At 63.0% G+C, this 22,155-nt stretch carries 19 protein-coding genes; 11 read left to right on the forward strand and 8 right to left on the reverse strand.

All coding sequences use genetic code 11. The annotated features are described in order from the left end of the window. Positions 1 to 269 precede the first annotated feature (269 nt). Positions 270 to 1,631, forward strand: coding sequence for a Ppx/GppA phosphatase family protein (locus FJ548_RS05740; RefSeq protein ID WP_140610005.1), 1,362 nt, complete (start codon positions 270 to 272; stop codon positions 1,629 to 1,631). A 25-nt stretch (positions 1,632 to 1,656) separates the two neighbouring features. Next, entirely contained in the window at positions 1,657 to 2,403 is a 747-nt protein-coding gene (locus FJ548_RS05745; RefSeq protein WP_140609952.1) for an RlmE family RNA methyltransferase, read from the forward strand. 111 nt (positions 2,404 to 2,514) lie between these two features. Here FJ548_RS05745 and FJ548_RS05750 read toward each other — a convergent pair whose 3' ends face one another. Beyond that, positions 2,515 to 3,936, reverse strand: coding sequence for an MFS transporter (locus tag FJ548_RS05750; RefSeq protein WP_140777266.1), 1,422 nt, complete (start codon positions 3,934 to 3,936; stop codon positions 2,515 to 2,517). A 241-nt stretch (positions 3,937 to 4,177) separates the two neighbouring features. Here FJ548_RS05750 and FJ548_RS05755 point away from each other — a divergent pair, with 241 nt between their 5' ends. The 5 genes from FJ548_RS05755 (at position 4,178) to FJ548_RS05775 (ending at position 7,543) form a co-directional block, all read left to right on the forward strand. Then, positions 4,178 to 4,423 carry a type II toxin-antitoxin system prevent-host-death family antitoxin gene (locus FJ548_RS05755; RefSeq protein ID WP_140609954.1) on the forward strand — a complete coding sequence of 82 codons (246 nt, stop codon included), beginning with the start codon at positions 4,178 to 4,180 and terminating at the stop codon, positions 4,421 to 4,423. Then, entirely contained in the window at positions 4,420 to 4,875 is a 456-nt protein-coding gene (locus FJ548_RS05760) for a PIN domain-containing protein (RefSeq protein ID WP_140609955.1), read from the forward strand. Before FJ548_RS05755 ends, FJ548_RS05760 begins: the two co-directional genes overlap by 4 nt. A 137-nt stretch (positions 4,876 to 5,012) precedes the next feature. Then, positions 5,013 to 6,515 (forward strand): IMP dehydrogenase, encoded by a 1,503-nt coding sequence (gene guaB / locus FJ548_RS05765; RefSeq protein ID WP_140609956.1) that lies wholly within the window; start codon positions 5,013 to 5,015, stop codon positions 6,513 to 6,515. Then, the gene (locus FJ548_RS05770; RefSeq protein WP_140609957.1) at positions 6,466 to 7,089 is read left to right on the forward strand and encodes a hypothetical protein; all 624 of its coding nucleotides are present in this window, start codon (positions 6,466 to 6,468) and stop codon (positions 7,087 to 7,089) included. The genes guaB and FJ548_RS05770 overlap by 50 nt, the downstream gene beginning before the upstream one ends. A gap of 40 nt (positions 7,090 to 7,129) precedes the next feature. Beyond that, on the forward strand, positions 7,130 to 7,543 hold the full coding sequence (locus FJ548_RS05775) for an MAPEG family protein (protein WP_140609958.1): 414 nt from the start codon (positions 7,130 to 7,132) through the stop codon (positions 7,541 to 7,543). A 17-nt stretch (positions 7,544 to 7,560) separates the two neighbouring features. On the opposite strand, the gene rnd is transcribed toward FJ548_RS05775, so the two are convergent. Further along, positions 7,561 to 8,712, reverse strand: coding sequence for a ribonuclease D (gene rnd, locus FJ548_RS05780; protein ID WP_140609959.1), 1,152 nt, complete (start codon positions 8,710 to 8,712; stop codon positions 7,561 to 7,563). Positions 8,713 to 9,136: 424 nt separating this feature from the next. On the opposite strand from rnd, the gene aspS reads away from it, so the two are divergent. Further along, positions 9,137 to 10,924: an aspartate--tRNA ligase gene (gene aspS, locus FJ548_RS05785; RefSeq protein ID WP_181165596.1), complete on the forward strand. Its 1,788-nt coding sequence runs from the start codon at positions 9,137 to 9,139 to the stop codon at positions 10,922 to 10,924. Positions 10,925 to 11,161: 237 nt separating this feature from the next. On the opposite strand, the gene FJ548_RS05790 is transcribed toward aspS, so the two are convergent. Continuing rightward, on the reverse strand, positions 11,162 to 12,352 hold the full coding sequence (locus FJ548_RS05790) for a hypothetical protein (RefSeq protein WP_140692737.1): 1,191 nt from the start codon (positions 12,350 to 12,352) through the stop codon (positions 11,162 to 11,164). 335 nt (positions 12,353 to 12,687) lie between these two features. Between FJ548_RS05790 and parC the strand changes: the two genes are divergently transcribed. Both parC and FJ548_RS05800 read left to right on the forward strand, forming a co-directional pair. Further along, entirely contained in the window at positions 12,688 to 14,940 is a 2,253-nt protein-coding gene (gene parC, locus FJ548_RS05795) for a DNA topoisomerase IV subunit A (protein ID WP_140777268.1), read from the forward strand. A 236-nt stretch (positions 14,941 to 15,176) separates the two neighbouring features. Continuing rightward, positions 15,177 to 16,391: an AI-2E family transporter gene (locus FJ548_RS05800; protein WP_140777270.1), complete on the forward strand. Its 1,215-nt coding sequence runs from the start codon at positions 15,177 to 15,179 to the stop codon at positions 16,389 to 16,391. Positions 16,392 to 16,427: 36 nt separating this feature from the next. Here the strand turns inward: FJ548_RS05800 and FJ548_RS05805 are convergent, their stop codons facing one another. The 3 genes from FJ548_RS05805 to FJ548_RS05815 form a co-directional block, all read right to left on the reverse strand. Then, a complete protein-coding gene (locus tag FJ548_RS05805) occupies positions 16,428 to 17,324 on the reverse strand; it encodes a DMT family transporter (RefSeq protein WP_140777272.1) in 897 nt (298 codons plus the stop codon). A gap of 128 nt (positions 17,325 to 17,452) precedes the next feature. Further along, on the reverse strand, positions 17,453 to 18,217 hold the full coding sequence (locus FJ548_RS05810) for an arginyltransferase (protein WP_140609965.1): 765 nt from the start codon (positions 18,215 to 18,217) through the stop codon (positions 17,453 to 17,455). 138 nt (positions 18,218 to 18,355) lie between these two features. Continuing rightward, positions 18,356 to 18,826, reverse strand: coding sequence for an RDD family protein (locus tag FJ548_RS05815; protein WP_140777274.1), 471 nt, complete (start codon positions 18,824 to 18,826; stop codon positions 18,356 to 18,358). Between the two features lie 217 nt (positions 18,827 to 19,043). Here FJ548_RS05815 and sthA point away from each other — a divergent pair, with 217 nt between their 5' ends. Continuing rightward, a complete protein-coding gene (gene sthA, locus FJ548_RS05820) occupies positions 19,044 to 20,429 on the forward strand; it encodes a Si-specific NAD(P)(+) transhydrogenase (protein ID WP_140777276.1) in 1,386 nt (461 codons plus the stop codon). A 3-nt stretch (positions 20,430 to 20,432) separates the two neighbouring features. On the opposite strand, the gene FJ548_RS05825 is transcribed toward sthA, so the two are convergent. Together FJ548_RS05825 and FJ548_RS05830 are read right to left on the reverse strand one after the other, a co-directional pair. Then, positions 20,433 to 21,539: a substrate-binding domain-containing protein gene (locus tag FJ548_RS05825; RefSeq protein ID WP_140777278.1), complete on the reverse strand. Its 1,107-nt coding sequence runs from the start codon at positions 21,537 to 21,539 to the stop codon at positions 20,433 to 20,435. Further along, positions 21,539 to 22,153, reverse strand: a complete 615-nt coding sequence (locus FJ548_RS05830) for a 5-bromo-4-chloroindolyl phosphate hydrolysis family protein (RefSeq protein ID WP_140777280.1) — start codon at positions 22,151 to 22,153, stop codon at positions 21,539 to 21,541. The genes FJ548_RS05825 and FJ548_RS05830 overlap by 1 nt, the downstream gene beginning before the upstream one ends. Positions 22,154 to 22,155: the final 2 nt, after the last annotated feature.

Raw genomic sequence — 22,155 nt, forward strand, 5'->3', positions numbered from 1 at the left:
AAGATCCACCTGCACCGAAGGCGGTGCAAAGGCGCCAGCAAGCGGTGAGGCGTCGGCTCTTCCGGGAGATCGTCTCCGACAGTCTCACACTATCAATCCAGCCTTGCGGCTAGATTACGCACGAAGGCGGCTTGGGAGCCCAGCCGGCAAAATTCGGCGCATGGCTCTTGGTGATCGGGCGCACCGCTGTTAGTCTGGCGGCAACTTGAAACATGCCAAAGCGCCTGCAGCGTCCGTCATCGGTTCGCGCGGCGCCGGAAGGAACGACAGTGGAAGACCGCGACACCGGCGCAGGCGCGCCGGAGGTGGGCGCGTCCAGCGCTTCCCCAGGGCCATCTGGCTCGGGGACAGCCGGTTGGCAGCAACGCCGCCCGACGGAGCTTGGCTCCGCCGACGGGCCGGCGGGCGACGCGACCCGCAACCAGAAGGGCAAGCCCAAGAAGCGGCGCAAGCGAAGGCGAGGGCGCAAGGTTTTTGCGCGCGACGAAGCGCGCCCCCAAGACAATCGATCGCCGATGCCAGGCAAAGCCGCTGTCTCGGCCATGGAACCGAAGCAGGCGGCTCCGGTGATCTCGCCCGTCGCTTCAACGCCGCGCCCGGAGCAGGGCGTCCGCCGCCCGCCGGTGCACGAGCTTCCCGTCTTCGCGGCCCTCGACCTCGGCACCAACAATTGCCGGCTGCTGGTCGCCGTTCCCTCACGGCATGGCCAGTTTCGCGTCATCGATGCCTTCTCGCGCATCGTCAGGCTGGGCGAAGGGCTCACTGCCAATGGCCGGCTCAGCCAGCCGGCGATGGACCGCGCCGTCGAGGCGCTGAAGATCTGCGGCGACAAATTGCGCAGCCGCAAGATCAGGAAGGCAAGGCTGATCGCCACGGAAGCCTGCCGCTCGGCGGCAAACGGCGTCGAGTTCCTGGAACGCGTCGAGCGCGAGGCCGGCGTGAAGCTCGAGATCATCGACCGCCAGACCGAGGCGCGGCTGGCGGTGTCCGGCTGCGGCTCGCTGGTCGAGCGCGACACGCAGGGCGTCGTCCTGTTCGATATTGGCGGCGGCTCTTCCGAAATCGCACTGATCGATCTCACCGGTCGCCGGTCGCCGCGCCTCGCCAACCATATCGTCTCCTGGACGTCGCTGCCGGTCGGCGTCGTCTCGCTGGCCGAACGTTTCGGTGGCCGCACGGTGACACGCGAGATTTTCACGGCCATGGTCGATGACGTTGCCGGCCGGTTGGCCGCCTTCGATGGCCGCGACCGGCTAAGCCACCTCAAGGCCAACCCGAACTTCCATCTGCTGGGCACCTCCGGCACGGTAACGACGCTCGCCGGCGTCCACCTCGATCTCGAACGCTATGATCGCCGCCGGGTCGACGGGCTGTGGATGGACCGCGACAGCGTCGACCGCATGGTGGAGAGACTGGTCGGCTGGGATTTCCAGCAGCGTGTGGCCAATCCCTGCATTGGCGCCGATCGCGCCGATCTGGTGCTGGCCGGCTGCGCCATACTGGAGGCGATCCGCGCGGTTTGGCCGTCGGAGCGGCTGCGTGTCGCCGACCGTGGCCTGCGCGAGGGCATACTGAGCGAACTGATGGCCGATGACGGCGTCTGGCGCAATGATGGGCGTGGCAGAGCATGATCATGCTCGGACAAGAAATCAAGCGATGACCAAGAAACCGGAAAAGCCAGGAACGGCCGGCATTCGCGTGCTGAAGACGCGTATCAAGAAGAAGAGCGGCCTGAAGGAGTCCTCGCGCCGCTGGCTGCAGCGCCACATCAACGATCCCTATGTGCAGAGGTCGAAGGCTGATGGCTATCGCTCGCGCGCGGCCTACAAGCTGATCGAGATCGACGACAAGCATCATCTTCTAAAGCCCGGCATGAAGGTGATCGATCTTGGCGCTGCGCCCGGCGGCTGGTGCCAGGTGGCAGCCGCGCGCACGAAATCGACGGCGGAAAACCCGCATGTCGTCGGCATCGATTATCTGGAAATGGATGCCGTGCCTGGAGCGCCGGTGCTTTTGATGGATTTCCTGGACGTGGATGCGCCGCGCAAACTGTCCGAGGCGCTGGGTGGCGATCCCGATGTCGTGCTGTCCGACATGGCGGCACCGACCACTGGCCATAAGCGGACCGACCACATCCGCACCATGCATCTGTGCGAGGTGGCGGCCGATTTCGCGCTGTCCGTGCTGAAGCCGGGCGGACATTTCCTCGCCAAGACTTTTCAGGGCGGCGCGGAAAACGAGCTGCTGTCGATGCTCAAGAAGAATTTCCGCTCCGTCCACCACGTCAAACCGCCGGCTTCGCGCGATGAGTCGGTCGAACTCTATTTGCTGGCGAAGGATTTTAAGGGGCGCTCCCTTCCTTCTCCCCTTGTGGGAGAAAGTGGCGCCGAAGGCGACGGATGAGGGGTGTTCCAAGGAGCACCAATGTCTCACTCCGTCCAACACCCCTCAACCGTCTCGGCGCTCCGCGCCCGATCCGCCTTCTCTCGCGAGGGGAGAACGAAACGGCCGGACTCACTCCCCCGGCGATCTCGCCGGCTGCAGGTCCTTCGGTGTCGTCAGCCGGCCATGGCCCGACACGGCGTTGCCGGCATCCGGCGCCAGCCGCATGAAAGAGAGCGCCGCGGCGGCTGAGATCGCGGCGACGATGAAGAAGGCGGTGTGGAAATCCGTCAGCGTCAGCGGTCCGCCATGGACGCTCGTCGACACTTCCAATATGCCGCCGGCCACCGCCACGCCAAGCGCGATCGACAATTGCTGGAACACGGCGGTGATCGGCGTTGCCTTGCTGGTGTCCTCGGCCGAAACCTCGGCATAGGACAGCGCATTGACGCCGGTGAAGAACATCGAGCGGATGAAGCCGCCGACCAGAAGCACGGACAGCATCAGCAGGTAGGGCGTGTCGGGCGTGAACAGGCCGTTGATGGCGATCGATCCGGCGGCGACCAGCGAGTCCACGATCAAAACGCGGCGGAAGCCGACGACGCGGAAAATCAGCGCGGTGACGAATTTCATGCCGATGGCGCCGATTGCCGAGACGAAAGTGATCATGCCGGACTGGAACGGCGTCAGCCCGAAGCCGATCTGGAACATCAGCGGCAAAAGAAACGGCACCGCGCCGATGCCGATGCGGAACAGCGAGCCGCCGAGCACGGAGGATCGGAACACCTGGTTGCGGAACAGTTCGAGCGCCAGCAGCGGGTTTTTGGCGCGGCGCGCATGCATCAGGTAGAGCGCGCCCGACACCAGCCCGACGGCCACGGTGATGAAGCCGGTCGCCGGCGGCAAATAGGGCAGGCTGACCACCGACAGGCCGAACACGATCCCGGATGCCGCCAACCCGCTGAGCACGAAGCCGATGAAATCGAGCGGCGGCGTCTCCATGGATTCGGTCTGGGGCAGGAAGCGGGTGGCCAGCCAGATGCCGATCAGGCCGATCGGCACGTTGATCAGGAAGATCCAGTGCCAGGTGAAGTAGGTGGTGATGAAGCCGCCGATCGGCGGGCCCACCAGCGGGCCGACCAGCGCGGGAATGGTCAGCCACGACATGGCCGCGACCAGTTCGCTCTTGGGCGTCGCACGCACCAGAACCAGGCGCCCGACCGGCGTCATCATGGCGCCGCCGATGCCTTGCAGGAAGCGTGACACAACGAAGGCCGGCAGCGAACCTGAGAAGGCGCAGGCGACCGAACCGGCGATGAAGACCGCGATCGCGGCGCGGAAGATATTCTTGGCGCCGAAGCGGTCGGCCATCCAGCCGCTGATCGGAATGAAGATCGCCAGCGACACCAGATAGGCGGTCAGCGCCAGCTTGAGCGCGATAGGGCTGGTATGGATGTCGATGGCGATCGCCGGCAGCGACGTCGCGATCACGGTCGAATCCATGTTTTCCATGAAAAGTGCGACCGCCAGGATGAGCGGAATGGTGCGGTTCACGAGCGTGCCTGTTTCAGATTCTCTTTCCGGCCGGGGGCGAGCCGATACGAGGGGCGGGTATCACGGCCGGGCACCGATGTCGTGTTAATTTGCTGTCACTTTTGTGCGACCGCAAGGATGCCGACTTTCGCTTTGACATGCCCATGCCGGCAGAGATCATATCCGTTCCAGGCAAGGGACACCTTGCAGGGAGCGGTACACATCATTATTGTAGTGAATATAACTACTATGGGACATTATCATGGACAAAGCTGTTTCGGCAGCCGATGCCAATCGCAGGTTTTCTCTCCTGCTGCGCGGCGTTCGCGAAGGACAAAGCTACGTGGTGACCAGTCACGGGCGTCCGGTCGCTCGGATCGTGCCCGCGGATCATCAGGAGGGTGTGGCTGCCCGATCGCGCGCGGCGTTGTTGTCGCGCCTTGAGCGCCAGCCTGTCATGGATGCCGGGCGTTGGACGCGTGATGAACTCTACGAGGACGAGCATTGAAGATCGCGCTCGATACCAATGTCCTTGCTTACGCGGAAGGGGTGAACGGTGCGGAGAAGCGCGACGTCGTTCTCGAATTGCTGCGCAATGTCCAGCAAGATGACGCCGTTATTCCTGTTCAGGTTCTTGGTGAACTGTTCAACGTTTTGGTCCGCAAGGCAGGAAGACCGCCCGCGGAGGCACGGGATGCCCTTCTGAGCTGGAGCGACGCATTCTCCGTTGCCGCGACGACGCAAGATGTGATGATGATGGCCGCTGATCTGGCTGCCGATCACCGATTCAGCATTTGGGACTCGGTCATTCTCTCCACGGCCTCGCAAGCTGGTTGTCGGCTGCTGGTCTCGGAAGATCTGCAAGACGGCTTCACATGGGGCGGGGTCACTGTCGTCAGTCCTTTTGCAGCGCCACGTCATGCATTGCTTGATGCTCTGGCGGGGAAGTCTGGCGACTAGAACGCGGAACGCCGCAACGATCGGCTTTTCATCGGCGCCGCGACGTGTTACCAGCCAGCGCCAATCCTGAAAGGGAAGATGAGAGTCGGCGCTGCCCATTCTGGTCCAGCGCTTTTTCCGCATTCAAAGGGCTGGCCATGGCAAAGATCATCGAAACGTCCACCGGCGCGCTGGCGCTGACCTTTGACGACGTGCTGTTGCAGCCCGGCCATTCCGAGGTCATGCCCGGCCAGACCGACATCCGCACCCGCATCGCCGGCGACATCGACCTCAACGTGCCGATCCTGTCGGCGGCGATGGACACCGTCACCGAAGCGCGTCTCGCCATCGCCATGGCCCAGGCCGGCGGCATCGGCGTCATCCACCGCAATTTTTCGCCGGCCGAACAGGCCGAGCAGGTGCGTCAGGTCAAGAAATTCGAATCCGGCATGGTGGTCAACCCGGTCACCATCGGCCCCGACGCCACGCTTGCCGATGCGCTGTCCCTGATGCGCACCTACTCGATCTCCGGCATACCGGTGGTCGAGAATGGCGGCACTGGCGGCCACAAGACCGGCCGATTGGTCGGCATCCTGACCAATCGCGACGTGCGCTTTGCCTCCGATCCGGGGCAGAAGGTCTACGAACTGATGACCCGTGAGAACCTGATCACGGTCAAGGAGAATGTCGACCAGGACGAAGCCAAGCGGCTCCTCCACCAGCACCGGATCGAAAAGCTCGTCGTGGTCGACAAGTCAGGAAATTGCGTCGGCCTGATCACCGTCAAGGACATCGAGAAGTCGCAGCTGAACCCCCACGCCACCAAGGACGCGCAGGGTCGCCTGCGCGCGGCGGCCGCCACCAGCGTCGGCGACGACGGCTTCGAGCGCGCCGAACGCCTCATCGAGGCCGGCGTCGACCTTCTGGTGATCGATACCGCGCATGGCCACTCGCAGCGCGTGCTGGATGCGGTCGCGCGCGCCAAGAAACTCTCCAACTCGGTTCGCATCCTGGCCGGCAATGTCGCCACCGCCGAAGGCACGCAGGCCCTGATCGATGCTGGCGCCGACGCCGTCAAGGTCGGCATCGGCCCGGGCTCGATCTGCACCACCCGCATCGTTGCCGGTGTCGGCGTGCCGCAGCTTTCGGCCATCATGTCGGCGGTCGAGACGGCGCACAAATCGGGTGCCTCGGTCATTGCCGACGGCGGCATCAAATATTCCGGTGATCTCGCGAAGGCGCTCGCGGCCGGCGCCAGCGCCGCCATGATAGGCTCGCTGCTGGCCGGAACCGACGAAAGCCCAGGCGAGGTCTATCTGCACCAGGGCCGCTCCTTCAAGGCCTATCGCGGCATGGGTTCTGTCGGCGCAATGGCGCGCGGCTCCGCCGACCGCTACTTCCAGGCCGAGGTGCGCGATACGCTGAAACTGGTGCCGGAAGGCATTGAAGGGCAGGTTCCCTACAAAGGACCTGTGTCTGGCGTGCTGCACCAGCTTGCAGGCGGCCTGAAAGCCGCTATGGGTTATGTTGGCGGTCGCGATCTTGCCGATTTCCGCGAACGCGCCACCTTTGTGCGCATATCCAACGCCGGACTTCGTGAAAGCCACGCCCATGACGTCACGATTACCCGCGAAAGCCCGAACTATCCCGGCGGAGCCTGATTCCGACGGAATCGGGCGAAGCCTGACGGCGGCGGTCCTGCGGCTGTCACGTCACGCTGCCGCCCTCTGTTTCCTGTCGGCGGCGGTTTTCATTCTCATGACGGTGCTGGAGTTCTTCTATTTCCGCCAGTTGAGCGGCGGCCTGCCGTCGCTCGACATGCGCTATTTCGGTTTTACGCCCGATGAAGGCATGGCCTGGCTGACGGCGCTCGGCCGGCGCGGCGGCGAGATCATTCTGGTCTGGCACTATCTGACCTTCGACCTCTTGTTCCCGGCATTGCTGTCGCTGACGCTGGTCAGCCTGATCCTGGCGACCGGTCGTCGCCTGAAGAATTTCCGCGTACTGTCGGGGCAGGTGCAGTCGATCTTCGCGCTGGTCCTTGTGCTGCCCTACACGATCGCCGACTATGCCCAGAACGTCGCCGTGGCGCGGCTTTTGTCTGATTTCCTGTACGCCAACCCGGATTCGCTGGCTTTCGCGTCGGCGCTGATCGTCACCAAATTCGCGCTTCTCGCCGTCCCGGTTACCATAATTGCCGTTTTTTGGGTGGCGGGCCTGAGACGCCAGGATTGATGACGCCAGAATTGATGCCGAACAGGGCAGGGACCACTTCATGAACCAGACGGCGATCTTCTGGCCGATGCTTGCGCACGTGCTGCTGATCTATATCGTTTACGCGGTCCTCGGCCGCCGCAGATTTTTTGCCGTCAACTCGGGTGAAGCCAAGGCCGGCCAATACAAGGTGCGCTCGACCGAACCAGCCTCCAGCGTTGCCAGCAATCTCATCAGCCAATTCGAATTGCCGGTGCTGTTCTATGTGCTGTGCCTGGCGTTGCACCTGACCAATGGCGTCAACTATCTTACGCTGGCGCTGATGTGGATTTTCGTCCTGACGCGCTATGTCCACGCCGGGATCCACCTGACGGGCAACAACCTGCTGCTGCGCAACCGTTCTTTCGTCCTCGGGGCGGTGGTTCTTTTGCTGGGGTGGATCTGGTTCGCCCTGCACCTGCTGCAAGTGGTTTGAGCCGCGCCGGCCGGCGCCTACAGATCGAACACCGCGATCTTGCGCTTGTCGAACTTGATGCCGATTTCGCCGCGCACCAGTTTCAGCGCCGCTTCGCCGAACACGGCGCGGCGCCATCCCTGCAGGGCCGGCACATCGGCATCTTCCCCTTCGGCCGCGATGCGGTCGATATCGTCGCTGGAGGCCAGCACTTTCGAGGCCACGCCCTGCTTTTCGGCAACGATCCTGAGCAGCACTTTCAACAGTTCCGCCGCGGCGCTTGAGCCTTCGGGGGGCTGAAAATTCTTCGGCAGTTTCGGCATCTGCTCCTTGGGCAAGGCCAGTGCCATATTGACCGCGCCAAGCAGGGCTGTCGCCGTCGAGGAGCGTTCCCAGCCCTTGGGCGTGGTGCGCAGCTTGGCAAGGGCCGCCGCATCGCGCGGCGCCTGCTGTGCCACTTCGTAGATCGCATCGTCCTTGAGCACGCGGCCACGCGGCACGTCGCGTTCCCTGGCCTCGCGTTCGCGCCATGCCGCCACAGCCTGCACGATCGCCAGCTCCTGCGGCTTGCGCAGCCGCATCTTCAGCCGCTTCCAGGAGTCTTCGGGATGCGGATCATAGGTCTCGCGCGAGGTCAGGATGTCCATTTCCTCATTCAGCCAGTGGGCGCGGTTTTCCCGCGCCAGCTCGGCGCTGAGGTGCTGATAGACCTCGATCAAATGGGTGACGTCGGCCAGCGCATAGTCGAGCTGCTTGTCGGAAAGCGGCCGGTGGCGCCAGTCGGTGAAACGTGACGATTTGTCGAGCCGCGCGCCGGTGATGCGCTGCACGAGCTGGTCGTAGGAAACACTGTCGCCGAAGCCGCAGACCATCGCCGCGACCTGTGTGTCAAATACCGGATGTGGGACGAGGCCGCCGAGATGGACGATGATTTCGATGTCCTGTCGGGCGGCATGGAAGACTTTGACCACTGCCTCGTTGGCCATCAGCCTGAAGAACGGGGTGAGGTTTATGTCGGGCGAAAGCGGATCGATCAGCGCCGTCACGCCGGGGGCCGCCATCTGGATGAGGCACAGGATTGGCCAGAAGGTCGTTTCGCGGATGAATTCGGTGTCGACGGTGACAAAATCCGACTTTTCGAAAGCGGCGAGAACGGTCTCGAGTTCTTTCTGGGTGGTGATGACGTGCATCAAATCGCTTTTGGCAGGAGTAGGGTCTTCCTAGATTTCAGCCGGGAAGGCTTTCGTCAAGCGTCGGCATTGGCGTCGTGAAGCGGCTGGGGCGCCGGAATCGCCGTTTTTCCCAGTCGGCCGAGCGAAAACTGGCCGAGATGCACAACAGAGCGGCGAAGCGAAAGACTTGGCCGCAGGAACATCCCCCGCCAAATTGATTTTCTGCCGGGAGGCGGTCACTCAATCTGTGTCGACATTCAGCGTCTTCACCGATGCCGCATACGCGACGAACGCTTCGATATTTCAGGCAATGCCGCTCAAGGTCCGGCAATGGCCCAAAGCCATCCGCTTGCCTTGACAAAGCCGGCCTCTCATGCGCTTTTCGCGCCAATTTCGAGCCGGGCCTCGGCCCGCACCCAGCATCCGGACTTTACCAATGACCATGCACCGCTACCGCAGCCATACCTGTGCCCAGTTGAGAAAGAGCGATGTGGGCAATTCCGTACGCCTGTCGGGCTGGGTGCATCGCGTGCGCGACCATGGCGGCCTGCTCTTCATCGACTTGCGCGACCACTATGGTTTGACCCAGATCGTCGCCGATCCCGATTCGCCAGCCTTCAAGGTCGCCGAGACCTTGCGTGGCGAGTGGGTCATCCGCGTCGATGGCGAGGTCAAGGCACGCTTGCCCGAGACCGTCAACGCCAACCTGCCGACGGGAGAGATCGAGATTTTCGCCCGCGAGATCGAGGTGCTGTCGGCCGCCAAGGAATTGCCGCTGCCGGTGTTCGGCGAGCCCGACTATCCCGAGGACATCAGGCTTAAATATCGTTTCCTCGACCTGCGCCGCGAGACGCTGCACAGGAACATCGTGGCGCGCACGAAGATCATCGCCGAGATGCGCAAGCGCATGACCGATGTCGGCTTCACCGAGTTCTCGACGCCGATTCTCACCGCCTCCTCGCCGGAAGGCGCGCGTGACTTCCTGGTGCCGTCGCGTATCCATCCCGGCACGTTCTACGCGCTGCCGCAGGCGCCGCAGCAGTACAAGCAGTTGATCATGGTGTCCGGCTTCGACCGCTATTTCCAGATCGCGCCCTGCTTCCGCGACGAGGATCCGCGCGCCGACCGTCTGCCCGGTGAATTCTACCAGCTCGACCTCGAAATGAGCTTCGTCGAGCAGGACGACGTGTTGTCGACCATGGAGCCGGTGATGCGGGGCGTCTTCGAGACCTTCGCCAACGGCAAGCCGGTAACACAGAAATTCCAGCGCATTCCCTATGATGTCGCCATGCGCAAATACGGCTCCGACAAGCCGGACCTGCGCAACCCGATCGAGATGCAGGCCGTCTCGGAGCATTTCCGCGATTCCGGCTTCAAGGTGTTCGCCAACATCCTGGCCAACGACCCGAAGGCCGAGGTCTGGGGCATTCCGGCAAAGACCGGCGGCAGCCGCGCCTTCTGCGACCGCATGAATTCCTGGGCGCAAGGCGAGGGCCAGCCGGGGCTGGGCTACATCTTCTGGCGCAAGGAGGGTGAAAAGCTCGAAGGCGCCGGCCCGCTCGCCAAGAACATCGGCGAGGAGCGCACCGAGGCGATCCGCCAGCAGCTCGGCCTCGCCGATGGCGATGCCGCCTTCTTCGTCGCCGGCGATCCGAAGAAGTTCGTTTCCTTTGCCGGAGCGGCACGCACCCGCGCCGGCGAGGAGTTAAATCTCGTCGACCGCGAGCGCTTCGAACTGTGCTGGATCGTCGATTTCCCGTTTTTCGAATGGAACGAGGACGAGAAGAAGATCGACTTCGCCCACAATCCGTTTTCGATGCCGCAGGGCGGCATCGATGCGCTGAACGGCGAGGATCTGCTCGGCATCAAGGCCTTCCAGTACGACATGGTCTGCAATGGCTTTGAGATCGCCAGCGGTGGCATCCGCAACCATCTGCCTGAAACCATGGTCAAGGCGTTCGAGACCGTCGGGCTGGACCGCGCCACGGTGGAAGAGCGCTTCGGCGGCCTTTACCGCGCCTTCCAGTACGGCGCGCCCCCGCATGGCGGCATGGCCGCCGGTGTCGACCGCGTCGTCATGCTGCTTGTCGGGGCGAAGAACCTGCGCGAGATCACCATGTTCCCGATGAACCAGCAGGCCTATGACCTGTTGATGAACGCGCCCTCGGAAGCCTCGCCGCAGCAGCTTCGCGAACTGGCCCTACGTGTGGCGCCGATCAAGAAGGACTGACGGCAGCGTTGCAACTGCCATTTCTCCCCGTCACTATACGAGGGAAATGTCCGGCAGGACAATGAGGGGCTGCGCGGGTGCTGGCGATTTGCGAGCGGTCGTAGCAGCTGAGGCCTTTTGACAGGCAATCGTTTCATTTCAGAATCGAATTCATATTCGCAAGCGTAGGCGCTGCCCCTCATCCGCCTGCCGGCACCTTCTCCCCGTATAGTGACGGGGAGAAGATAGCTAATTCGATCAGTCCTCGTTGGCCTTGACGGCCACACCGAGCGTCTTCGGCAGGTCGAGGGGGTTGGACATGGCGCCCGCCATGATCAGCGCGAACGGCACCGATGCCGGCGGTTCGGCCGAGATTTCGAGGCTCTTGGGGTCGTCGAGATATTTGCTGACCGCCGCCGTAACCTGCGCCGTCAATTCGGGATTGTTGAGCTGCGCCATCCCGAACGGCACGATCGCCTTGGCCTGGTTGGCGACGTCCTTGGCCGACATGCCTTGCTGCTTGCCGACATAGTCTAGCACCTTGCCGGTCAGCGAATCGTCGTCGAAACGAATCGAGGCGCTGTTGAACGAAAGCTGCTGCAAGAGGCCGAGCATGGCCATGCCTTGCGCGGAATTGTCAGCGCCTTGGGGCTGTGCCGCCATCTTCTTCTGCATCTCCTGCAGTGACTTGATGAAGTCCAGCGTGTAGCCGCCGAGGTTGAAGGTCATGCCGAGCGTGCCGGCATTCTCGACGGAGATGTCGTATTTCGACAGGTCCATCTTGCCGTCGGTTGGCTGCCAGGTGCCAGCCATCTCGAAATTGCCCGAGATGTTCTGGTAGCCAAGCGCATCGATCACCTCTTTCGACTTGGGGTCATCGACCAGCGTCAGATCCGCGTGGAACTTTTCCGTGGTGCCGGTGAATTCCATAGCCTTGCCGTCGGCCGGTGGCGTAATCTCGATGGCGAGCCCGTCCATCGAGAAGGCGGTCTTGTCGGCGACCTTGACCGTCATGTTCGAAAGTTCGGCGGACTTGTACATCATCAGGGAGCCGAGCGGGCCCGTTGCGCCGTCGGCGGGAACCGCCATGTCATGGATGACGAAGGGGCTGAGATCGAGGGTGACGCCGTCCTTGCTGTGTTCGAAGGCCGATGTCGAAACGGTGGCGATGTCAAAGCCACCATTCGCCGCGGTAATGCCTTCGAGTTTGACGTCACCGATGGTGAGGGGCTCCTTTTCGGCCGCTGGCTTTACCGACACGCCCTGCAACACCATGCTGGTGTTGTCGCCGGTCACGCCGGTCCAGGAGACGTCGATGCCCTGCGCGGCCAGCGCCGCCTTCAGCCGATCGGCGACCGCCGTGTCCTGGGCAAGGGCCGCATTCAGCGGCAGTGTGAGCAAGAAGGTCGAAAGAGCGAATTTCCGGAGAGTTGAGCGTCTGATTGTCATCGCGGAGTTCCCTGAGATCCTGAAATTATTTTTCAATTCTTTGCGCCATCACCATTCCGTGACGAACTGGTCCGGAAAAAGGCATCTCCCGCCACAATGGTCAAAAATCACGGCGAAAGGCAAACCTGCCTCCGACGTCATCCGACAAAGCAGTGAATTTGGCATGAAGATCGGGCCACCCGGTATCATCGCGCTTCGCAATAGATGCGGCATGTAACAGATTGATGTTGGTCGGCAAGCCCGCCGTTGCCGTCCCGTGTTGCAGAAAGCGCGCAAGGCGGTCGGCGCGGTTCGCGCCTCTTGCCGCGAATCACCCGCTCGGCTAGTTCCAGCCCATGGGAAAAAGGCTTTTGCCACCTGAAGATGGCGGCGGCGACAACATTGAACCGGTCGATCTGAAGAAGGCGCTGGAAGAGCGCTATCTCGCCTATGCGCTGTCGACCATCATGCATCGGGCGCTGCCCGACGTGCGCGACGGACTGAAGCCGGTCCACCGCCGGATCATGCACGCCATGCGGCTGCTGCGCCTCAATCCCGACCAGGGCTTCGCCAAATGCGCCCGTATCGTCGGCGAGGTGATGGGCAAGTTCCATCCGCATGGCGACCAGTCGATCTATGACGCGCTGGTGCGGCTGGCGCAGGATTTTTCGATGCGCTATCCGCTGGTCGACGGCCAGGGCAATTTCGGCAACATCGACGGCGATAACGCAGCCGCCATGCGCTACACCGAAGCGCGCATGACGGACGTCGCGACCGAACTTCTCGCCGGCATCACCGAGGATGCCGTCGATTATCGGCCGACCTATAATGAGGAAGACGAGGAGCCGGTGGTGCTGCCCGGCGCCTTTCCCAATCTGCTCGCCAACGGCTCGTCCGGCATCGCGGTTGGCATGGCGACATCGATCCCGCCGCACAACGCGGCCGAACTCTGCGACGCCGCACTGCACCTGATCGAGCACCGGGACGCGCCGGTGGCAAAGCTGATGGATTTCGTCCAGGGCCCGGATTTCCCGACCGGCGGCATCATCGTCGACAGCCGCGCCTCGATCCTCGAAGCGTACGAGACAGGCCGCGGCGGCTTCCGTGTGCGGTCGAAGTGGAGCCAGGAGGATCAGGGCAGGGGCACCTGGAGCATCGTCGTCACCGAAATTCCTTATGGCGTGCAAAAGGCCCGGCTGATCGAGAAGATCGCCGAGCTGTTAATGGCCCGCAAACTGCCGCTGCTTGAGGATATCAGGGACGAAAGTGCCGAGGACATCCGCGTCGTGCTGGTACCGAAGAGCCGTTCCGTCGATCCGGGCATCCTGATGGAATCGCTGTTCAAGCTCACCGAGCTCGAAAGCCGGTTCCCCCTCAACATGAACGTGCTGTCGCGCGGCAAGGTGCCCAACGTCCTGTCGCTGAAGGGCGTGCTGCAGGAATGGCTCGACCACCGTCGCGACGTGCTCGTCCGACGCTCGAGGCATCGCCTGGGCGAGATCGAAAGACGGCTGGAGATCCTTGCCGGTTACCTGATCGCCTATCTCAACATCGACGAGGTGATCAAGATCATCCGCGAGGAGGATGAGCCCAAGCAGGTGATGATGGCCCGCTGGTCGCTCACCGACATGCAGGCTGAAGCCATCCTCAACATGCGCCTGCGCGCTTTGCGCAAGCTGGAAGAATTCGAAATCCGCAAGGAATTCGACGGCTTGAGCGCCGAGAAGAAGCAGATCGAGGCGCTGCTGGCGTCCGATGCGAAACAGTGGTCGACGATCAAGTGGGAAGTCGCCAATCTGCGTGAAAAATTCGGCCCGGAGACCGAACTCGGCAAGCGTCGCACCCAGTTCGCCGATGCGCCCGAGCACGACCTGACCGACATCGCGCACGCCATGATCGAGCGCGAACCGGTCACCGTGGTGGTTTCGGAGAAGGGCTGGCTGCGGGCGATGAAAGGCCATCTGGCCGACCTTTCGACGCTGACATTCAAGGAAGGCGACAGCCTCAAGCTCGCCTTCCATGCCCAGACCACCGACAAGGTGCTGGTCTTCACCACCGGCGGCAAGTTCTACACGATCGGTGCCGACCGGCTGCCGGGCGGGCGCGGCCATGGCGAGCCGATCCGCATCATCGTCGACATGGACAATGACCAAGACATCGTCACCGCCTTTGTCCACGATCCGAAGCGCAAGCTGCTGCTGGTCTCGCATGACGCCAACGGCTTCATCGTGCCGGAGGAGGAAGTCGTGGCCAACACCCGCAAGGGCAAGCAAGTGATGAACGTCAAGGCGCCAGACGAGGCCAAGCGCTGCGTGCCGGTCACCGGCGATCACCTGGCTATCGTCGGTGAGAACCGCAAGATGCTGGTGTTCCCGCTCTCCGAGATTCCGGAGATGGGCCGCGGCAAGGGCGTGCGGTTGCAGAAATACAAGGATGGCGGCTTGCTCGACCTCAAGCCGTTCACGCTGGAGACCGGCTTGTCCTGGCAGGATTCGGCTGACCGCACCTTCACCCGTTCGCGCGAGGAACTGGCCGAATGGATCGGCGCCCGTGCGTCGGCCGGGCGCATGGTGCCAAAGGGATTCCCGAGGACGGGCAAGTTCGGATGACGCGCTGATCTCCCCCTCGAGGGGGAGATGTCGCCGAAGGCGACAGAGGGGGTCGGTACGACCTGCCGTGATGCCCTCTTTGTGGTAAAAGAACAGGCCAGCACTTCCGGGTGGCCCGATGGCCTGCCGGCCATCTCCGCCCCGACGGGGCGATTTCCAATCATTTTGGAGTATCGTCACGATTGCTGCACTATATCAGTGCATAACTGACCGGATGGCCGGGGAGAGCAGGGCATTTGAAGGAAGCGAGAATCCAGAAACCGGAACGGCAGCAGCGCCTGTTTGGCCTGTCGACGCCGCTGCGGTCAGCTGTCATTCCGCCGCTGTCGGCGGCACGCTGGCTGCTGGTGCTGATCGTCGCCGCCGGCGTCTATTTCTTCCACGGCTTCCTGTTCCCAGTTCTGGCGGCGCTGGTCATCGCTTTCGCAAGTTGGCCGCTCTACCGACGCCTGCTGGCCGGCGTTGGCGGCAACCGCACCATAGCCGCCACCTTTGCCATCCTGTTCATCCTCGCCTTCCTGGTCATACCGATCGCCCTTGCCGGCACCTATGCCATCAACGAGGTGCGCGAATGGGTCGGCTGGGCCATCGAAACCAACCGCCATGGGGCCGTGACGCCGCACTGGATCGCCACCATGCCTGTCGTGGGCGAATGGCTGAACGAGCAGTGGACCACCAATTTGGGCCATCCCGGCGGCATCGGCGAACTGATCCAACTGGTCAGCGGCGCCAATATCGGCAGCATCTATCGCGGCGCGCTCGCCGCCGGCGGCAGTGCCTTCGGGCTGCTTTTGACGCTGCTGTTCATGATGATCGCGCTGTTCTTCGCCTACCGCGACGGCGAGCATTTTGCTGGCCAGGTCGACCGTCTGGGCGAGCGTATCTTGCCGACACGCTGGGAGCGGATTTCGCGCGTCGTGCCCGCGACCATCTCGTCGACCGTGACCGGCATGACCGTCATCGCGATCGGTGAGGGGCTGGTGCTGGGCATCGCCTACTGGCTGGCTGGCGTGCCGTCGCCGGTCACGCTCGGCGCCTTGACCGGCGTCATGGCGCTGATCCCCGGCGGGGCCCCGCTGTCCTTCACCCTGGTGTCGATCTACCTCGCCGCCAGCGGCTCGCCGATGGCCGGCCTGGCGCTGTTCATATGGGGCACGGTCGAGCTGTTCATCGTCGACAAGACGTTGCGCCCGAAGCTCGTCGGCGGGCCGATAAAACTGCCCTTCCTGCCGACCTTTTTCGGCCTGATTGGCGGCGTCAAGACCATGGGCTTCCTGGGTCTCTTCATCGGCCCGGTGCTGATGGCGCTGCTGGTCGCGATCTGGCGCGAGTGGCTGCGCGAGGTGGAACTTTCCGACGAGATGGCCACCGACTCGGCGGCCGAGATCGAGGCCGGTCCACAGATCGAGATCTTGCCGGAAGCTGGCGCGGCCAAGAAGGCCAGCGCCTGACCCAAAGCCAGATACCCTTATACTGGCCCTGTTCTCCTACACCGGATGGTGCACAGCGAAGTCTACGCGGCGCTTGCGGCCGTCATGCAGTTGCCAGAGAGAATGCGCGACCAGCGTGACGGTCAGGATCCCGCCGCCGATCAGGCTGTTGCGGGTCGGCGTCTCGGCAAAAATCATCCACACCCAGACTGGCGCCAGCACGGTTTCGAGCAGGTAGAACATCGCCACTTCCGGTCCTGAAATGTATTTCGGCCCGGCCGCGAGGCAGAAGAACGAGATCGGCATGATGACGGCGCCGTTGAAGATGATCCACCATGGCGCATTCACATGAAAGCCTTCGCCGGTGACCATGAAGGCTGCCAGCCCAAGCGGCAGAAGGACGCCGACGAGTGAGGTGAAACCCATGTCCTTGCCGCTGGCGCGCGAGATGGTGATGGCCACCGCGACGAAGAAAGCCGAGCAAAGCGCCATGAAATCGCCGAAGAGGTGACCGGTGCCGATCGAGCCGCCTACGATGACCAGCACGCCGAGGATCATGACAGCCATGGCAATGATCGTCGCCAGCCGCGGTCTTTCCCCGAGGAATATCCACGACAGCAGCGCCGCGAAGACCGTGTTGAAGGCCAGGATGAACACCAGGTCGGCGGTTGATGTGTGGTACACGGCAGTGATGAAGGTAACGCTGGTCAGCCCATAGCATATTGCCACGATCAGCCCCGACCAGCCGGGGATGAGCGGCGGGGCGTTCCGGCTCAGGGAGCGCCAGACCGACCAGATGATCATAGCCGCGACGAATGTGGTGCCGGTGCGCAGCAGCATGATCGTCCATGCGCCACCGTCGGCGAGGCGGATCAATGGTATGTCGACAGTCAGTGTCAGGCCGCCGATGGCGGTTATCAAAAGACCTTTCTGGTGATCGTAGGGAGAGGACATGCAGGAACTTTCGCAATGAAATACAGGCTGGTGGCTGGCCGGTGCAATGGCGCACTCTCTCCAGCCAACCGGCTGGAAGACCAGCATCGCCCGCGTTGAAACAGTTTAAGCGTGGATCGTGGAAAAACTCAGCGTGAAACCGCTTCGTTGGTGTAGCGTTCCCAGCCTTTCGGGCCGAGATGCTCCTGCGGCATGAAGCGCATCTTATAATTCATCTTGCGCGAGCCATTGACCCAGTAGCCGAGGTAGACATGGGGCAGGCCCATCGCCTTGGCGCGGGCAATGTGGTCGAGGATCATGAACGTGCCGAGCGAACGCTCCTCGAAATCGGGATTGAAGTAGGAATAGACCATCGACAGCCCGTCGGCCATCTTGTCCGTGAGCGCCACCGCGATGAGTTCGCCCTGACCCTTGCCGGTGATGAAGGTATCGGGTCCGCGCCGCCGGTATTCGATCACCTTGGTGTCGACATGGGTGTCCTCGACCATCATGGCATAGTCGAGCACCGTCATGTCGGACATGCCGCCGCGGCGATGGCGGGCGTCGAGATAACTGCGGAACAGCGAATATTGTTCGGTCGAGGGCTCGGCATCGTGCATCGCGCCGACGAGATCGGAATTGTGCTGCAGCACGCGCTTCATGTTGCGGCTGGCAACGAATTCCTGGGCGAGGATGCGCACCGAAACGCAGGCGCGGCAGGTCTCGCAAGCCGGCCTGTAGGCGATGTTCTGCGAACGCCTGAAGCCACCTTGCGTCAGGAGGTCGTTCATTTCGGAGGCCTTGTCGCCGACCAGATGCGTGAACACCTTGCGCTCGAACTGGCCGTCGAGATAGGGGCACGGCGACGGCGCGGTCAGGAAGAACTGCGGCGACTGGGTCGGATGCTGCGTCATCGAGCCTTGGAAACACTCCTTCGAGTCGCTCTACCTTTGGCGCGGAAAGCGAAAAATTCAACAGGATTGTGAAGGCGCGGGCAAGCGGACGCCTTCACATTTGCGCTGACGCGACGGGAGCGCTTCCGAAAAATGCCTTTAACGGCCGGTGCGGCTGACCACCGTGCCGAGCAGAAGGTCATGTAGCGTGCGCTTACGATCAGCGACCAGGGTCACCAGCAGGACCAGCGGCGACAGGATGACGTTGCCGGCCCAGAACAGCACGGAGTGGACGACCGCGGTGAGGCCATCGATCGGCCTGCCGTCGAGTCGGTCGAGGCGAATGCCCATCATCTTCATGCCCGTGGTGGCTTGGTCGGCGCTGCCCAGCGTGTTCCAGATATAGAGGATGGCGACGGCCGGCACCAGGATGCCGAACAGCATCCAGCCAAGCCCGAGGGTCAAGAGTCCGAGGAAGAACACCAGTATGGCGAAGGGAATGGTGAGCAATGCGACGATGACGTAGTCGAGCACGAAGGCCAGGATGCGCCTCGTGCGCACGCCTTCATAGGCCCTGACATCGTCGAGCCGGGTATTGATGATTTCGCCGTCGAGAACGCGCGCGTTCATGTCATTTCCTCGTAACGAGGCCCGACATAGGGTGCGGGCCACTCGATGATGAGATGGTGAAGTTCTGTATCGGAATCAAGGCCAGGACTATCACCGGGGCGCAAGGCTCGAACCGCGACGAGCATAATCCGAACCGGTTGAATTTGGCACGCGGATGGCATTAGCTTGTTGCGGCGCAACAAAAGCACTCTGGGAAAGAGGCGAGGGACGGGGCGATATGGACTACGACATGCTGGTCATTGGCAGCGGCCCTTCCGGCCGCCGCGCGGCGGTGCAAGCGGCCAAGCTCGGCAAATCGGTGCTGGTGGTCGACCGCGGCCGGCGCCTGGGCGGCGTCTCCGTGCACACCGGCACGATCCCCTCGAAAACGCTGCGCGAAACGGTCCTTAACCTGTCAGGCTGGCGCGAGCGCGGCTTTTACGGGCGCGGCTACCGGGTCAAGCAGGACATCTCGGTCGGCGACCTGATCGAGCGCCTGCACAAGACGCTCGACCACGAGGTCGAGGTGCTGCAGCACCAGTTCATGCGCAACGCGGTCAAGAGCGCGCGTGCGGCGGTGAAGTTCCTCGGCCCCAACAAGGTCAGCCTGACATCGGACAATGGCGATTACAGCGAAGTCGGTTTCGCCAATGCGCTGATCGCGGTCGGCACCCGGCCGCACCGGCCGAGCGACGTGCCTTTCGACAAGACCCGTGTCTTCGACAGCGACGAGATGCTGGAGCTCCACCGCCTGCCCCGCACGTTGACCGTGATCGGCGCCGGCGTCATTGGCGTCGAATATGCCACGATCTTTTCCGCGCTCGATGTACCCGTGACACTGGTCGAGCCGCGCAACTCCATCCTCGATTTCGTCGACCGCGAGATCGTCGACGATTTCATCCACCAGATGCGCGATCGCGGCATGACGATCCGGCTGGGCAGCGCGGTGAAGGAAATCCGCTCCAGGCCCGAAGCCGCCGAGGTGGAATTGGCCGACGGCCGCACCATTCGTTCGGAGGTCGTGCTCTACGCCGCCGGCCGCACCGGGAATGTCGGCAGCCTGGGTCTCGACGTGATCGGCATCGAGGCCGACTCCAGGGGCCGCATCAGGGTCGATCCGCAGACTTTCCAGACCAGCGTGCCGAACATCTACGCCGCCGGCGATGTCATCGGCTTTCCGAGTCTTGCCTCGACATCGATGGAGCAGGGTAGGGTGGCGGCCTGCCATGCTTTCGGCGTGACGTTGCCACCGCCGCCGGAAACCTTTCCCTATGGGATCTATGCGGTGCCGGAGATCTCGACGGTCGGCCATTCCGAGGAGCAGGTGCGCCAGAGCGGCGGTGCCTATGAGGTTGGTGTCGCGCGCTTCCGCGAGACGTCGCGCGGCCACATAATGGGCGTCGATACCGGCTTCCTGAAGCTCCTGTTCTCGATCGAGACGCGCCGCCTGCTCGGCGCGCATATTGTGGGCGAGGGCGCAACTGAGCTGATCCATATCGGCCAGGCCGTCATCAATCTCGGCGGCACCGTCGACTTCTTCGTCAACAACACCTTCAACTATCCGACGCTGGCGGAGGCCTACAAGATCGCCGGCCTCGACGCCTGGAACAGGATGGGGCGGTAGGCTCTATCCGTCCAACTGCGACAGCAGCGTCAGCATCACGTCGGCCGAAGGCATGGGCAGCACTGCCTCGATTTCCGCCGGTCGCACACCGGCAATGGTGTCGCTGCCGGCCGCGACCGTGCCGAGCGGCCCACGGAAACCGTGCTTCGACCAGGCGAGCTCCTGCAGCTTCGGACTGGTCAGTGCTTCCAGCAACCTGTCGACGGTCGGGTCTATGGTGATCAGCGGGTGCGCCGAATAGACCGTCGGGCGCGGGTAGAGGATTTCAGGCTTGGCGCCGGCGCCGGCCTGCACGCGTTGCCAGCGGGCCGGGTCGGCAAGCGCCCATTCCACCAGCTGGTTCTCATAACCCACCACCATCGGCTCGGCGCCAAGACCGCCGGCAATGTACTGGTCGAACAGTTTTCCCGAAGATGAGGATTTCAACCCCATGCTACGGAAGATCGCCTTGGCCTGGTCGCCATGCTGGGCAAGCAGCTCCTGCGTCGCCACGTCGCCGCTCATCAGGCTCAGCACCAGACCGGCGAACATGAAGCCCGAATTCGAACGGTTCGGATCGGTGGAGACAATCCGGGTCCGGCCGTAGAGCTCGGCGATGCCCAGATCCGACCAGTTCTTGCCGGCAAGGATGGCCTCGAGCAGCGCCTTGAGGTCGAGCTGGTTATAACCGCCCTTGGCGGCGACGGTGACCAGCCCGCTCTTTTTCAGCCCCTCGACCACCGGTCCCCAGGTGTAGACGACGATCGGTGAATTGAGCACGACCTGGTCGTTGCGGATCGCCACGCCGCTTTTACGCGCCAGATCGACCATGATCGACGAGGACGGCCACAGGAACTGCGGCTTCTGCGACAACAATACCTGTTCGCGGACCATCTCGACCGAGCCGGCGACGCGCGCGTCGAGCTCCAGCCCATATCCGCCGAGCGCATGGACGACATCCGGATCGGCGAGGAAGGCCTGCTTCTCGCCGCCGATGAAGCCGAACAGATGTGCCCGGTTGCCGAGATAGCCGCGAAATTCCGGCCGGTCTTTCAGCGTCAGATAGCCGCCGGTGCCGGCCGCGGCGGTACCCAGCAGTCCCAGTCCGAAAGCGCGGCGTGAAATGGCCATCAGCGACCGATATCCTCTTTGAGCGACTCCTGAATGAGTCGCAGGTCAACGTCGAGCGTACCGAGCTCACTGTCGGCGAGGCTGTCGGAATAATGGACGAAGGCGTCCTGCAGCTTGGCGATGACAGCACCGACATTCGCAAGCCGCGCCTGGCTTGGCGCCCGCCGGTTCGCCAGCGTCGCGTAGCCCTCCGCCACCTCCGCCGCTTGCGGCACATAATAGGTAAGGAAGCGCCGCACCGAAGGCGCGGTCTCCGGTTTTTGTTCGACCTTGGAAATCACATCGGCGGCAATGTCGGACAGGTTCTTCACCTTGACCTTCATGTCCTTGTCGGCGATCGAGCCGGCAGCTGCCGTGAGCCGGTCGGCGGCCGGCTGCGCCTGCGCTAGAAGTTCGCGGGCAAACGCAACGCGGCTGCCGTTCATTGTGCTCAGATCGAGCCCTTCGAACAGCTGACGCGGCGCCAGCACGAACACCAGCCCGGCGAAGACCAGCGCTGAGATCACCGCCGAGACCAGGAACGGGAACTGGGTGAGGGCGCTCAGACCGATCAGCAGCGCGGCGGAAATCAGGCCCGCCACAATCCAGTTCCAATCATTGCCAAAGCCGCGCATGT

Origin of the sequence: Mesorhizobium sp. B2-4-17 (assembly GCF_006441275.1) — a bacterium.
GTDB lineage: Bacteria > Pseudomonadota > Alphaproteobacteria > Rhizobiales > Rhizobiaceae > Mesorhizobium.